This is a genomic window from Streptomyces sp. NPDC126497, from assembly GCF_040302425.1.
Taxonomy (GTDB): Bacteria; Actinomycetota; Actinomycetes; order Streptomycetales; family Streptomycetaceae; genus Streptomyces.
On sequence record NZ_JBEORT010000028.1, the window covers coordinates 38,191 to 51,762 of the forward strand.

The 13,572-nt window shown below is 72.8% G+C and carries 14 protein-coding genes; 6 read left to right on the forward strand and 8 right to left on the reverse strand.

The window, feature by feature from the left end:
* Positions 1-101: 101 nt before the first annotated feature.
* Complete coding sequence (locus ABTY20_RS15090; protein WP_351997442.1) at positions 102-860, reverse strand: MerR family transcriptional regulator; 759 nt, start codon at positions 858-860, stop codon at positions 102-104.
* 101 nt (positions 861-961) lie between these two features.
* On the opposite strand from ABTY20_RS15090, the gene ABTY20_RS15095 reads away from it, so the two are divergent.
* Both ABTY20_RS15095 and gad read left to right on the forward strand, forming a co-directional pair.
* Positions 962-2,239, forward strand: a complete 1,278-nt coding sequence (locus ABTY20_RS15095) for an ion channel protein (RefSeq protein WP_351997443.1) — start codon at positions 962-964, stop codon at positions 2,237-2,239.
* 60 nt (positions 2,240-2,299) lie between these two features.
* On the forward strand, positions 2,300-3,697 hold the full coding sequence (gad, locus tag ABTY20_RS15100; protein WP_351997444.1) for a glutamate decarboxylase: 1,398 nt from the start codon (positions 2,300-2,302) through the stop codon (positions 3,695-3,697).
* Between the two features lie 172 nt (positions 3,698-3,869).
* On the opposite strand, the gene ABTY20_RS15105 is transcribed toward gad, so the two are convergent.
* From ABTY20_RS15105 to ABTY20_RS15125, 5 genes are all read right to left on the reverse strand, one after another.
* Entirely contained in the window at positions 3,870-4,637 is a 768-nt protein-coding gene (locus tag ABTY20_RS15105) for an ABC transporter permease (protein WP_351997445.1), read from the reverse strand.
* Positions 4,634-5,611, reverse strand: a complete 978-nt coding sequence (locus tag ABTY20_RS15110; protein WP_351997446.1) for an ATP-binding cassette domain-containing protein — start codon at positions 5,609-5,611, stop codon at positions 4,634-4,636. The genes ABTY20_RS15105 and ABTY20_RS15110 overlap by 4 nt, the downstream gene beginning before the upstream one ends.
* A gap of 73 nt (positions 5,612-5,684) precedes the next feature.
* Positions 5,685-6,326, reverse strand: coding sequence for a PadR family transcriptional regulator (locus ABTY20_RS15115; RefSeq protein WP_351997447.1), 642 nt, complete (start codon positions 6,324-6,326; stop codon positions 5,685-5,687).
* A gap of 51 nt (positions 6,327-6,377) precedes the next feature.
* On the reverse strand, positions 6,378-7,838 hold the full coding sequence (locus ABTY20_RS15120) for an aldehyde dehydrogenase family protein (RefSeq protein WP_351997448.1): 1,461 nt from the start codon (positions 7,836-7,838) through the stop codon (positions 6,378-6,380).
* 99 nt (positions 7,839-7,937) lie between these two features.
* The gene (locus tag ABTY20_RS15125) at positions 7,938-8,774 is read right to left on the reverse strand and encodes a Sco1979 family transcriptional regulator (RefSeq protein WP_502991812.1); all 837 of its coding nucleotides are present in this window, start codon (positions 8,772-8,774) and stop codon (positions 7,938-7,940) included.
* Between the two features lie 385 nt (positions 8,775-9,159).
* Between ABTY20_RS15125 and ABTY20_RS15130 the strand changes: the two genes are divergently transcribed.
* Positions 9,160-9,657, forward strand: a complete 498-nt coding sequence (locus ABTY20_RS15130) for an ATP-binding protein (protein WP_351997449.1) — start codon at positions 9,160-9,162, stop codon at positions 9,655-9,657.
* Between the two features lie 124 nt (positions 9,658-9,781).
* Here the strand turns inward: ABTY20_RS15130 and ABTY20_RS15135 are convergent, their stop codons facing one another.
* Positions 9,782-10,066 carry a DUF397 domain-containing protein gene (locus tag ABTY20_RS15135; RefSeq protein ID WP_030828063.1) on the reverse strand — a complete coding sequence of 95 codons (285 nt, stop codon included), beginning with the start codon at positions 10,064-10,066 and terminating at the stop codon, positions 9,782-9,784.
* Between the two features lie 482 nt (positions 10,067-10,548).
* Here ABTY20_RS15135 and ABTY20_RS15140 point away from each other — a divergent pair, with 482 nt between their 5' ends.
* The gene (locus ABTY20_RS15140) at positions 10,549-11,016 is read left to right on the forward strand and encodes a hypothetical protein (RefSeq protein ID WP_351997450.1); all 468 of its coding nucleotides are present in this window, start codon (positions 10,549-10,551) and stop codon (positions 11,014-11,016) included.
* A gap of 78 nt (positions 11,017-11,094) precedes the next feature.
* Complete coding sequence (locus ABTY20_RS15145; RefSeq protein WP_351997451.1) at positions 11,095-11,613, forward strand: DUF4232 domain-containing protein; 519 nt, start codon at positions 11,095-11,097, stop codon at positions 11,611-11,613.
* 4 nt (positions 11,614-11,617) lie between these two features.
* On the opposite strand, the gene ABTY20_RS15150 is transcribed toward ABTY20_RS15145, so the two are convergent.
* Entirely contained in the window at positions 11,618-12,733 is a 1,116-nt protein-coding gene (locus ABTY20_RS15150; RefSeq protein ID WP_351997452.1) for a DUF2786 domain-containing protein, read from the reverse strand.
* A gap of 86 nt (positions 12,734-12,819) precedes the next feature.
* Between ABTY20_RS15150 and ABTY20_RS15155 the strand changes: the two genes are divergently transcribed.
* Positions 12,820-13,569: a Clp protease N-terminal domain-containing protein gene (locus tag ABTY20_RS15155; RefSeq protein ID WP_351997453.1), complete on the forward strand. Its 750-nt coding sequence runs from the start codon at positions 12,820-12,822 to the stop codon at positions 13,567-13,569.
* The last annotated feature ends 3 nt before the right edge of the window (positions 13,570-13,572 follow it).

Genomic DNA, 13,572 nt, shown 5'->3' on the forward strand with positions numbered 1-13,572 from the left:
GGTACCCAGCATGCCCTGTGACCCGTCCCGGAGAAAGCCGGAAGCCGTGGCCCGGGAGGGATCCGCAGGTCGTGGCCCGGGTGTGAGCCGGGCCACGACGCTCAGGAGGTGTGCCGCGCGGCGTTGGCGAGGATCGCGTCGCGCAGGTAGACGGCCAGACCGGTGCGGACGTTCTCGTACATCGCGGTGAAGCGCGGGTCGGAGACGTACATCTCGCCCAGGCAGGTGTGCATCTCGTACCCGCAGTCGTAGTACGCGCCCGTGATGAACCGCCGGTGTTCCTCCGCGACGTCCATGGCCTCCGCGGAGTCGGCCGCGGACCCGGCGTCCATCAGGTCGGCCATGCGCCGGTGGAGGGCGTCGAACTCCTCGGTGGCGCGCTTCCAGTCCTCCTTGGTGTAGGACGCGGTCCGCTCCTTCGACTGCCGATAGGCGTCGGTGTCGCCCCAGCGTTCGCGCACCTCGTCCTCGTACTGGTCCGGGTCGCCCCCGAACACCTCGAACTTCTCCTCGGGCGTGAGGTTGATTCCCATCGTGCGTGCCTCCATGGCGTGTTCCACGGCCGCCGCCATCTTCCTCAGCTTCTCGATCCGGGCGGTCAGCAGTTCGTGCTGCCGGCGCAGGTGCGCGCGGGGGTCCGCGTCCGGGTCGTCGAGCAGGACGGCGACCTCGTCGAGCGGGAAGCCGAGCGCGCGGTAGAACAGGATCTGCTGCAGCCGGTCGAGGTCGGCGTCGCCGTAGCGCCGGTGCCCCGCGTGGCTGCGCTCGCTCGGGACGAGCAGGCCGATCGCGTCGTAGTGGTGCAGGGTGCGCACGGTGACGCCGGCGAACCCGGCGACCTGTCCCACGGAGTAGCTCACTTCCGCTCCTTTCCGGGTGTGCGCCCCAGCCTGGGTCCTCACGCCACGTGAGGTGCAAGCCGGTAATCGATTTGCCCGACTTGCCCGTTTATCGTGTGCGCGTGGCCCAGGACAGCGCACAGCAGGCACCTCCCGCCGCCCCGGCACGCGCCCTGGTGCCGACCATCGTCCCCGCCCTGCTCGTGGGGGTGGTGACGAGCCTGGTCCTGGTGGGGGTGAGCACGGCGGCCGAGGAGCTGCAGGACGTGCTCTGGCAGGACGTACCGGACGCCCTCGGCATCGGCGGGTACTCCGTGCCGTGGATGTTCGTGGTGCTCGTCGCCACCGGGATCGCCGTCGGGCTGGTGGTGTGGAAGGCACCCGGCCACGCGGGCCCCGATCCGGCGACCACCGGTCTCGACGCACCCGTGCTGCCGCCCGCGGTGCTGCCGGGGCTGCTGCTGGCGACCGCGTTCGTGCTGGCCGGCGGACCCAGCCTGGGTCCCGAGAACCCGATCATCGCGGTGAACGTCTCGCTGGCGGTCTGGGCGGGTCTCAGGGTCTTCCCGCGGACCTGGGAACGCGACTGGGCGGCGCTGGCGGAGGCCGGGACGATCGGCGCGCTGTTCGGTACGCCGGTCGCGGCCGCACTGGTCATCTCCGAGGCGCTGGCCGGGCGGCGGGTCAAGGGGCAGCTGTGGGACAGCCTCTTCGCGCCGCTGGCCGCCGCCGGGGCCGGTGCGCTCACCGTCACGCTGGTGTCGCGGCCGGGTTTCGACCTCCACCTGCCGCCGTTCGGACGGCCCGGCTGGGGCGACCTGCTGGCGTCCCTCGTGGTGGCCCCGGCGGGCGCGCTGCTCGGCCTGTGCGCCGTGTACGCCTTCCCGTTCGTGCACGGGGCGTTCGCGCGGTTGCGGCACCCGATGCTGATGCTTCCGGCCGGCGGGGTGGTGCTGGGCGCCCTGGCGGCCCTGGGCGGGCACCTGACCCTGTTCAAGGGGCTCGACGAGATCGCGGTGCTGGCGCGCGATCCCGGCGGCTGGTCGGCGGGCGGGTTCGCCACGATGACGGTGGTGAAGCTGGCCGCGCTGCTGGTCGCCGCGTCCTGCGGCTTCCGGGGCGGGCGGATCTTCCCGGCCGTGTTCGTCGGCACGGCGCTCGGACTGTGCGCGCACGCGCTGGTGCCGGGGGTGCATCCGGCGGTCGGCGTGTCGGCCGGAGTGCTCGGCGTCCTGCTGGCCGTCACCCGGCAGGGCTGGGTGAGCCTGTTCGTCGCCGCCGTCCTGGTCGCCTCGCCGTCGGTGATCGCCCTGCTGTGCGTCGCCTCCCTGCCCGCCTGGCTGCTGGTCACCGGCCGCCCGCACATGCAGCTCCGGGCCGACGGGACGGCCGTGCGATGACCCTCCCCCGCCCCTCCCCGCCCGCCCCTCCTCCGTCGTTCCCGAGATCAGGAGTCACCCGTGCCGCTCCACACCGGCTCGCAGCGCGACGAGCACCCCGTGTACGTCAACCCGTTCCTGGGACCGGCCGATCCGGTCGGGGGCATGACCGAGGCGCCGCCCAGGCACCGGCTGCCCGACGCCCCCATGGCGCCCTCGACGGCGTACCGGCTCGTGCACGACGAGCTGATGCTGGACGGCAACGCGCGGCTCAACCTGGCCACCTTCGTCACCACCTGGATGGAGCCGGAGGCCGGGGCCCTGATGGCGGAGTGCCGGGACAAGAACATGATCGACAAGGACGAGTACCCGCGCACCGCCGAACTGGAGCGGCGCTGTGTGGCGATGCTCGCCGACCTGTGGCACGCGCCCGACCCGTCGGAGGCCGTGGGCTGTTCGACGACCGGGTCGAGTGAGGCGTGCATGCTCGCCGGGATGGCGCTGAAGCGGCGCTGGAGCGGACGCGCTCCCGCGCCGGACGCCCGGCCGAACCTCGTCATGGGCGTCAACGTCCAGGTCTGCTGGGAGAAGTTCTGCACGTTCTGGGAGGTGGAGGCCCGCCAGGTGCCCATGGAGGGCGAGCGTTTCCACCTGGACCCGGAGGCCGCGGCCGGGCTGTGCGACGAGAACACCATCGGGGTCGTCGGCGTCCTCGGCTCCACCTTCGACGGGTCGTACGAGCCGATCGCCGACCTGTGCGCCGCGCTGGACGCGCTCCAGGAGCGCACCGGGCTCGACGTCCCCGTGCACGTCGACGGGGCGTCCGGTGCGATGGTCGCGCCCTTCCTCGACGAGGACCTGGTGTGGGACTTCCGGCTGCCGCGGGTGGCCTCGATCAACACCTCGGGGCACAAGTACGGGCTGGTGTACCCGGGGGTCGGCTGGGCGCTGTGGCGGGACGCGGAGGCGCTGCCCGAGGAGCTGGTCTTCCGGGTGAACTACCTGGGCGGCGACATGCCGACCTTCGCGCTGAACTTCTCCCGGCCGGGCGCCCAGGTGGTGGCGCAGTACTACACGTTCCTGCGGCTGGGCCGGGGCGGCTACCGCGCGGTGCAGCAGGCCGCGCGGGACGTGGCCACGGGGCTGTCCGCGCGGATCGGGGCGCTCGGCGACTTCCGGCTGCTGACCCGGGGCGACCAGCTCCCGGTGTTCGCGTTCACGACCGCCGGCGACGTGACGGCGTACGACGTCTTCGACGTGTCCCGGCGGATGCGCGAGCGGGGCTGGCTGGTGCCCGCGTACACCTTCCCGGCGAACCGCGAGGACCTGTCGGTACTGCGGGTGGTGTGCCGCAACGGCTTCTCCGAGGACCTCGCCGACCTGTTCGCCGAGGACCTGACCCGGCTGCTGCCGGAGCTGCGCCGGCAGCCGCGCCCCCTCACCCGGGACAGGGACGCGGCCACCGGCTTCCACCACTGACGCCCCGGGGCCTGTCCGGCGGATCGGGTCGGGGGAAGCCGACGGTGCCTCATGGCCCGGGTGGGCGGGACCCGGTGCGTCCGGCCGGGCGCGGGGGAGCCGGCGACCGACGACAACGCCGCGGACGTGCGTGCCGGGCCCCGCGTCCCCGGCACGGCCCGCCGGCCGGGCCCTAGCGGCTGAGCCGCGCGAACCGGCGCACCGCCAGCGGGAAGAAGACCGCGAGCAGTGCCAGGGGCCACAGGACGGCGGCCCCCACGTGGCCCGGTTCGCCGCCGGGAGCGCCGAGCAGGTCGCGTACGGCCGTGGCGGTGTGGGACAGGGGGTTCCACTGGACGGCCGTGCCCAGCCAGTCGGGCATGGACTGGGGGGCGGCGAAGGCGTTGGACAGGAAGCCGACCGGCCAGACCAGGATCTGCACGGCCTGCACCAGCTCCGGCCTGCCCGCCACCAGCGCCAGGTGGATGCCGATCCACAGCATCGCGAACCGGAACAGCAGGAGCAGCCCCACCGCGCCCAGGAACCCGGCCGGGCCGCCGTGGGCGCGCCAGCCGAGCGCGGCGGCGACGGCGAGCAGCACCGCCAGGCCGAGCGCCGACTGGAGCATGTCGGCGGCGGAACGGCCGACGAGGACCGCGCCGTTCGCCATCGGCATGGAGCGGAAGCGGTCGATGACGCCCTTGTCCAGATCCTGGGTGACGGCGACCATCGTGCCCTCCAGGCCGAAGGCCATGGTGAGCGCGAGCATGCCGGGCACCAGGAAGTCGAGGTACGCGCCGCTCACGCCCCGGCCGCCGCCGACCAGGTAGCCGAACATCAGCAGCAGCATCACCGGGAAGACCAGGTTCACCACCACCGCGACCGGCTGCCGCCCCCAGCGGGCGAGTTCGCGACGGGTCATGGTCCAGGAGTCGGTCAGGGCGTACGCCGCGGTGGTCATGCGGCCTCCTTCGCTCGGTCGTGCCCGGTCAGCCGCAGGAACACCTCGTCGAGGGTGGGCCTGCGCAGGGCGATGTCCTCGGCCTCGACGCCGGCCTCCTCCAGCGCGCGGACGACCCCGGCCAGGGCCGTCATGCGGTCGGTGACCGGGGCGCTCAGCAGCCGCCGGTCGGTGTCGACGGTGACCGTGTCCTCCGGTACGGGCAGCAGGGCGACGGCGGCGCCCAGCTGCCCGGCGTCGCGCAGCACGACGTCGATGCGGTCGCCGCCGACGGCCGCCTTGAGCTCGTCCGCCGTGCCGTCGGCGACGACCCGGCCGGCGTCCACCAGACAGATGCGGTCGGCGAGCTGGTCGGCCTCCTCCAGGTACTGGGTGGTGAGCAGGACCGTCGTACCGCCGCCGACCAGGGAGCGGACCGAGTCCCACACCTCCGCGCGGCCGCGCGGGTCGAGGCCCGTGGTCGGTTCGTCCAGGAAGAGCACCTCCGGTTCGGTGATCAGGGAGGCGGCGAGGTCCAGACGGCGGCGCATGCCGCCGCTGTACTGCTTGACCGCCTTGCCTCCGGTGCCGGAGAGCTCGAAGCGCTCCAGGAGTTCGTCGGCACGCGTGCGTGCGCGTCGCGCGCCCAGGTGGTGCAGCCGGCCGAACAGCTCCAGGTTCTGCCGGCCGCCGAGTTCCTCGTCGAGCGCCGCGTGCTGGCCGAGCAGGCCGATGCGCAGCCGTACGGCGTACGCCTCGCGCACGACGTCGTGTCCCGCCACCTCGATCCGGCCCGCGTCGGGCCGCAGCAGGGTGGCCAGGATCCTCACCAGGGTGGTCTTGCCCGCGCCGTTCGGGCCGAGCACCCCGTGCACCGTGCCGCGCGCGACCGTCAGGTCGAGCCCGTCCAGTGCGGGTCCGCCGTCCTTCCCGCCGCTTCCGCCTCCGCCGTACGTCTTGCGCGCGCCCTCGACGATGATCGCCGCGTCGGCCACTGGACCTCCCTCGCTAGTCAAACTTGACTACCCGCCCGAGCGTAATGCCCCGCCACGCACTGGTCAAACTTGATTAACGGTCGTCCCCGGGATGGCGCTCCCCCGTCCCGTACGGGTTCTCCTCGCCCTCGGCCAGGACGCCGACGAACGGCTCGCCCTCACCCGCGAAGGTGTAGGCGCCGCCCCGGACGCGCTCGATGAGGGCACGGGTCCACTCGGCGCCGGTGTCGGCGGAGTGGATCCAGAAGTTCATGATCTCCCCGATGTGGCCCAGTTGCCCGGGACCGTCCTCGGGCGTGTAGTACTCGGTGACGGACCGGCGCCACTCCTCGATCGCACGCATCCGCTGTTCCAGCAGCTCGAGGACCTCCGCACGCTCGAGGTCGACCATGAGACCGAGCCCCGCCGAGAGCACGTCCGGCTTCTGGTCGTAGGAGGTCAGGGCCCGGCGCAGCAACCGGAGGAGCTCCTCGGCGCCCCGCTCGGTGAGCTCGTACTCCGTGCGCGGCGGGCCGCCGGCCGTGGACGGGGCGACCTCGTGCGCGTGCAGCAGCCCCTCCTTCGCCATCTGCTTCAGCGCGTGGTAGATCGAGCCGGGCTTGGCGTTGGACCACTCGTGCGCGCCCCAGTACTCCAGGTCGTTGCGCACCTGGTACCCGTGGGCCCGCCCGTGCTGGCGCACCGCGCCGAGCACCAGGAGACGGATCACTGACATGGGCCCAGCGTAGGCCGCCCGGGGCCGGCCCCGGGCGGCCGCCCCGTCCGCTCAGAACGGGAAGCCGCTCCGGCCGTGCTGCACCGAGATCCACTTGGTCGTGGTGAAGGCGTCCAGCATGGTGTCGCCGTTGAGGCGGCCGACGCCCGAGTGCTTCTCGCCGCCGAAGGGGACGATCGGCTCGTCGTGCACGGTGCCGTCGTTCACGTGGAACATGCCGGTGTCGATCCGCTTGGCGAAGTTCACGCCGCGCTCGACGTCACCGGTGTGCACGGCGCCGCTCAGGCCGTACGGGGTGTCGTTGACGATGCGCACGGCCTCCTCCTCACCGTCGAACGGGACGAGGAAGGCGACCGGTCCGAAGACCTCCTGCCTCAGCAGGGCCGAGTCCGCGGGCAGGCCGGTGAGGACGGACGGCTCGACCAGGTTGTTCCTGCGCCCGCCCCGGACCAGGGCGGTGGCGCCCTCGGCGAGGGCCTGCTCGACCACGCCGGACAGGGCGTCCGCCTGACGGGAATTGATCACCGGGCCGATGACCGTCTCCGGGTCGCGCGGGTCGCCGGCCTTGAGGGACCTGACCTTGGCGACGAACTTCTCGGTGAACGCGTCGGCGACCGACCGGTCGACCAGGACGCGGTTGGCGGCCATGCAGACCTGTCCCTGGTGGACGTACCGGCTGAAGACCGCCGCGTCCACGGCGTAGTCGAGGTCGGCGTCGTCGAGGACCACCAGGGCGCTGTTGCCGCCGAGTTCGAGGATCGAGCGCTTGAAGAGGGAGGCGCAGACGGTGGCCACGTGGCGGCCGACCGCGTCCGAGCCGGTGAAGGAGATGACCTTCGGTATCGGGTGCTCCAGGAAGGCGTCGCCTATCTCCGCGATGTCGGTGACGACGACGTTGAGCAGACCACCGGGCAGGCCCGCGTCCTCGAAGATCCTGGCGATCAGGGAGCCGCCGACGACCGGGGTGTTCTGGTGCGGCTTGAGCACCACGCCGTTGCCGAGCGCGAGCGCGGGGGCGACCGACTTGAGGGAGAGCAGGAAGGGGAAGTTGAAGGGGCTGATCACGCCCACGACGCCGACGGGCACGCGGTAGACGCGGTTCTCCTTGCCGTCCACCGGGGAGGGGAGGATCCGGCCCTCGGGGCGCAGCGCCAGGTGGACCGACTCGCGCAGGAACTCCTTGGCGAGGTGCAGCTCGAAGGCGGCCTTCAGGCGCGTGCCGCCGAGCTCGGCGACGATCGCCTCGGTGATCTCCTCCTCGCGCTCCTCGACCAGCGCGAGCGCCTTCTCGAACACCGCGCGGCGGGCGTACGGGTTGGTCGCCGCCCACTGCTTCTGCGCACGGGCGGCCGCCCGGTACGCCTGATCGACCTCGTCGACCGTGGCGATGGTGATCGACGCGAGCTTCTCGTCGTCGTACGGGTTGAAGTCGATGATGTCCCAGGAGCCGGTGCCCGGGCGCCACTCACCGTCGATGTACTGCTGAGCCAGGTCGGTGAAGTACGACGGCATGTGATCCCTCAATCCCTCGCCGCATCAGCGGAGCACTGATCGACCGCACGGTCTGATCACGCGTCATCGTACTTGTGTTTCATGCGAGTTGAGGGTTCCTCAGGACATGTGCAGCAGCCCCCGCAGGAGGTCCCGGCTCTCCGCGGGGCCCGGGCTGTCGTGCTGGAGCTCCTTGAGCGCCTTCTCGTACTGGGCCACGTCCTCGGCCTTGTCGAGGTACAGCGCGCTGGTGAGCTGCTCCAGGTACACGACGTCCGACAGGTCGGACTCGGGGAAACTGAGGATGGTGAACGCGCCCGACTCGCCGGAGTGTCCGCCGAGGCTGAACGGCACCACCTGCAGCCGGACGTTGGGCCGCTCGGAGACGTCGATGAGGTGCTGGAGCTGGCCGCGCATCACCGCGCGGTCGCCGTACGGCCGGCGCAGGGCGGCCTCGTCGAGGACGACGTGGAACTCGGGGGCGTTCTCCGAGACCAGGTACTTCTGCCGCTCCAGGCGCAGCGTCACCCGGCGCTCGACGTCCTCCTCGCTCGCCCCCTTCATGCCGCGCCGCACCACCGCGCGGGCGTACTCCTCGGTCTGCAGCAGGCCGTGCACGAACTGCACCTCGTAGACCCGGATCAGCGAGGCGGCGCCCTCCAGGCCCACGTACGTGGGGAACCAGCTCGGCAACACGTCCGAGTAACTGTGCCACCAGCCCGCCACGTTGGCCTCCTTGGCGAGGGAGACCAGCGACGCGCGCTCCTGCTCGTCCGTGATGCCGTACAGCGTCAACAGGTCCTCGACGTCCCTGGTCTTGAAGCTCACCCGGCCCAGCTCCATCCGGCTGATCTTCGACTCGGAGGCGCGGATCGAATAACCCGCCGCCTCGCGCGTGATCCCCCGCGCCTCACGCAGTCGCCGCAGTTGTGATCCGAGCAGCATGCGCCGCACCACCGATCCCGGCTCTCCCGCGCTCACGTTCGCCAGCCTCCCCAACGTCCTCAGGGCCCGCAGTCTGCCACTAAAACACTTCGAGCAGTACTCACCCGGTTACGGAAACGGGATCCGGCCGGGGGCCCGGTCGGGAAGGAGCACGGAACGGGCACGGAGCGGGAAGGAAGGAACAAGGAGGAGGCAAGGGACCAGCCGGAAGGGAACAGAAGGATGACGGAAAAATTGACCAACAAACCTCCACGGGAGGGCTGATTTCGGTCAGCTGCACGTGCATCTGCCCTTGCATCTGCTGTACGCATCCGAAACCATGGTCCCCGCACCACCGCCGCCTCGCTACGACCGCGAATTCCCGGGAGTGCCTCGCATGGGGACGAATGGATCGACCATGCTCGAGCCGTTACGGCAGGGCCTTCCGCCGCTGAACCTCGCGGCCGCCTCCGACGCCGCCTCCTGCGCCCTCCCCGCCTGCTACGAAGCGGTCCGCGAGGCCCGGCGGTTCACCCGCGGGACACTCGGCCAGTGGGACCTGGACGACCGTTTCGACGACGTGTGCCTGGTCGTCTCCGAGCTGGTCACCAACGCCCTGCGGCACGCGCTGCCGGCCGGCGCCCCGCGGCCGACGGCGCCGGACCCGCCGGTGCGGCTGCACCTGATGCGGTGGTCCGAGCGGCTGGTGTGCGCGGTGCGCGACCCCAGTGACGACGGCCCCGTCACCCGCGCGTCGGACGACTTCTCGGCCGAGTCGGGGCGGGGGCTGTTCCTGGTCGACTCCTTCAGCGACGGCTGGGGCTGGCACCCGGTGGCCGGCGCGCTCGGCGGCAAGGTGGTCTGGGCCCTGTTCCGGCTGGCGTGTCCCGCAGGCCGCTCCCGTCCCGGCACATGACGGACCGCGGCGTTTCCCGGCGCCGCGGTTCTACGCGCGTCGACGCCGCCCCGGGTGCTCCGGTCCCCCGGAGGCACGGCTCCTCCCGGGCGCCCGGGGACGCGTCCCCGGACCGGAGTGCCGGTCAGCCGACGACCAGGTGGTCGAACTCGCCGTCCTTCACGCCCAGCAGCATGGCCTCGATCTCCGCGCGGGTGTAGACGAGCGCGGGGCCGTCGGGGAAGCGGGAGTTGCGCACGGCCACCTCGCCACCGGGCAGCCGGGCGAACTCCACGCAGGAACCCTGCGAGTTGCTGTGCCGGCTCTTCTGCCAGGCCACACCGTCCAGCCTGGTGGCCGCCATGCCGTTGTACACGCCGGACGCGTCGGCACCGTCGTACACGTCACCGTCGTACACGTCGTGGTCCACAGGTCGCTCCCCGCTGGTGCACTGGCTGGTGTGGCCATTGATGCAGTGGTCAACTGACCGGGATCATAGCTTTGTTCAAGTGCAAATGCATGAGCAGATGCACGTGCACGCGGGGTGTTCCCCTCATCACAGCCCTGCCGGCCCCACGTCCCCCGCTCCGGAGGACGCTTCACCCGGACCCCGCCCCCTGAGAGACGCACGCGGAGGCCGTTGTGTTCCCTCGTGCGCCCCCCCGCGGCCCCCACGCCGGCCCGCGCCGGTCCGTCGCGCGCCTCACCCCCACGGTGCGAGGTGCGTCACGGGGGCTGGTGGGGCGCCGGGCGGGTCCTGTTAGCTGGCGGCGGCCGGCCGGCCGACGGGGCCGGCCGCAGCGGGGGCCCGCAGTGACTTCGGAGGTTCCGGTGACGTACCAGCCCGTATCGCCGTCATCGCGCGGGTCGCGCTCCCGGCGCTCCCGACGCGCACGGGTCGCAGCCGCGGCCGTGGGCCTGGCCGGCGCGCTCGCGCTGACCGCGTGCAGCGGGGACGGCTCCGGCGACCCGGACGGCTCCGCGGCCGGCCCCACCCCGTCCGCCGCGGCGAGCGCGGACTCCGGTGGCGGCACCGGGGGCTCCGCCGCGGGCACGGCCCCGGCTGGCGCGCTGGAGGGCAGCTGGCTCACCACGGCCGACGGCAAGGCCGTGGCCCTGATGGTCCACGGTGGGGACGCCGCCCTCTTCGCCACCGGCGGTCCCGTGTGCAGCGGCACCGCGCGGGAGCGGGCCCGGACCCACTCGATCCGTCTGAAGTGCGACGACGGCACCGAGGACCGGGCGAGCGGCACGGTCGACCGCGTCGGCGAGGACTCCCTGAAGGTCACCTGGGAGGGCGCCCTCGGCACCGAGACGTACACCAGGGCCGAGGGCGGCTCGCTCCCGACGGGGCTGCCGGCGGTGGGATCGGGCTCCTGAGGAGTGTCCCCGGGACGGACCGGCGGCGGGTGCGTGATGATGGCCGGTGAAGACCTCCACGGACCCAGAGGACCCGTCATGCGCACCACGCCGGCCGCCGTCCCCGCCGCCCTCGCCGCGCTCCTCCTGCTGGCCGCCTGCGGCGGCGCGGGCGGGGACGGGGGCGGCGACGGGAAGCGGGAGAGCACCACCTGCTCGGTCGACACGGTGAGCATGGAGGTCGGACCCGCGAGCATCGCGCCGGCCGCCGGGGACACCGGCGAGGTCCCCGTCGGCTTCACCAACCGGAGCGCCACCTGCACCCTGGACGGCTTCCCCGAGGTGCGGCTGGTCGGCGCCGGTGACTCCGTCGCCGTCGAGGTGCCGCCGACCGAGGGCGCCACGGCCCAGAAGCTGACCCTGGCCAAGGGCGACTCCGCGTCGTTCACCCTCACCTACGAACGCGGCACGGCCGGCGACGGCGCCTTCGACGCCGAGGACCTGCGGGTCGAGCTCTCCGGCGCCCGGAGCTTCCGCTGGACGTACGGCCCGGTCGCGGCCGGCGGCCCGGCCGGTCACAGGATCTCCGTGAGCGCCTACCAGCAGGCGGGGGACTGACCGCTCAGGGGAGGCGCGGCCGGGACCCGACCTGTGCGTCGTCCGCCGCGCGGGCGCCCTCCTCCCAGCCCGCCGCGTCGCTCACCCCGCGCAGCCGGGTGGTCGTCGTCTCCGGGAAGAGGCGGTCCGTCCGCTCGGTGACCGCCACCGCGCGGGAGGCGAGGACCGGGAGCAGGTCGTCGCTCACCCGGGTCTCGGCGGCGGCCGCGAGCCGCGTCCCCACGCGGTGCGCGTAGGCGGCGAGGAAGGACTGCCGGAAGGTCTTGGTCCGCTTGCGTCCACCCGCCCGCTGCGCGGCCTCCGCCCCGGCCATCGCCGTGGTGGCCTGCACGAGCAGTGAGGTGTAGAGGAGTTCCACCGCCTCCAGGTCGGGGGCGAAGCCGACCACGGTGGAGAAGCCGAGCGGTTCGTTCCACACGGCCCGGCAGTGGTTCGCGCCGGCGACCGCGTCCAGCAGCACCGCCTTGGCCTGCTCGTACGGCGGCTCCACCCCGATCCGGCAGGCTCCCGGCGCCTCCGCCGAGGGCTCCCGGGCGGCGAGCAGCGCCTCGTCGAGACTGTGCCGCGCCATCAGCTCCTGCGCCTTGGCGCTGAGCGCCTCCGCCTCCTCCGGGAACCCGGTCGCCTCCGCCTTGGCCAGCAGCGCGCGGACGCGGCCGAGCACGCGGGACTCCGGCCGCCGGTCCCGCGGGCCCGGCGCGGCCGTCTCGTCGAGGGGTTCGAGGACGGGCAGGCGCAGCAGCAGGCGGTACAGCTCCAGGACCGCCGTGACGTGCGAGAAGCGGTCACCGCGCGGGGCGCCGTCCGTCCTCAGCCCGTCGAGCTGCGCCTTCCAGCGGGGCCCGCGCGGCCGGTCGTCGCACGGCGCCTGCGCGCGGATCAGCGCGGAGACGAGCCGTACGTGGACGTCGTCCAGCTCGCGCCGGACGATCCGCACCACGTCGGCGGGCTGCCAGCCGCGCCGCCAGGCGGTCGCCACGAACTCCTCGCCCCGTCGGTCGAGTTCGGCGTCGGCCGCCGGATCGGCGGCGAGCAGGGACGCGCCGGCGTCGAGGGCGGCGTCGCCGGTGTCGTAGAGGGCGGCCCGGAAGGCCCGGTCGACGGTGCTGGACGTACTCACGGGCCGATCGTGCCACGTCCCGGGAATTCACCCACAGGTGTCAACTGCGAGTTGACACCCTCCGACTGTCAACTTACGGTTGACACATGACGACGAACCCGACCATCAAGTCATCCGTGCGTCTCGACGACCTCATCGCGGCCATCAAGAAGGTCCACGAGGAGCCCCTGGAACAGCTCCAGGACGCGGTGCTCGCCGGTGAGCACCTCGGCGACGTGGCCGACCACCTGATCGGCCACTTCGTGGACCAGGCCCGGCGTTCGGGCGCCTCCTGGACGGACATCGGCAAGAGCATGGGCGTCACCCGGCAGGCGGCCCAGAAGCGCTTCGTGCCCAAGGAGGGCAACGACCTCGACCCGAGCCAGGGCTTCGACCGCTACACGCCCCGCGCCCGCAACACGGTCATGGCCGCGCACGGCGAGGCCCAGGCCGCGCACAACGCCGAGGGTCTCCCGGAACACCTGGTCCTCGGCCTGCTGGCCGAGCCGCAGGGCCTGGCGGTCAAGGCGATCACCGAGCAGGGCGTCACCGTGGAGGCGGTCCGCGCGGCCGCCCGCGCGGCGCTCCCGCCGGCCGTCGAGGACGCCCCCGAGCTGGTGCCGTACGGACCGGCGGCCAAGAAGGTCCTGGAACTCACCTTCCGCGAGGCCCTCCGCCTCGGCCACAACTACATCGGCACCGAGCACATCCTGCTCGCCCTGCTGGAGCACGAGAACGGCGAGGGCCTCCTCAACGGCCTCGGCGTCACCAAGTCCGCCACCGAGCGGTACGTCGCCGAGGTGCTGGCGCAGTACGTCGAGACCCGGACGGAGGACGAGCCCGGCCGGGAGGGCTGACCG

Coding starts and splice junctions, on each gene's coding strand:
- ABTY20_RS15105 (WP_351997445.1), bottom strand. CDS start 4,637: ATGACCACCGCGGCGTACGCCCTGACCGACTCCTGGACCATGACCCGT.
- ABTY20_RS15115 (WP_351997447.1), bottom strand. CDS start 6,326: ATGTCAGTGATCCGTCTCCTGGTGCTCGGCGCGGTGCGCCAGCACGGG.
- ABTY20_RS15120 (WP_351997448.1), bottom strand. CDS start 7,838: ATGCCGTCGTACTTCACCGACCTGGCTCAGCAGTACATCGACGGTGAG.
- ABTY20_RS15130 (WP_351997449.1), top strand. CDS start 9,160: ATGCTCGAGCCGTTACGGCAGGGCCTTCCGCCGCTGAACCTCGCGGCC.
- ABTY20_RS15145 (WP_351997451.1), top strand. CDS start 11,095: ATGCGCACCACGCCGGCCGCCGTCCCCGCCGCCCTCGCCGCGCTCCTC.
- ABTY20_RS15155 (WP_351997453.1), top strand. CDS start 12,820: ATGACGACGAACCCGACCATCAAGTCATCCGTGCGTCTCGACGACCTC.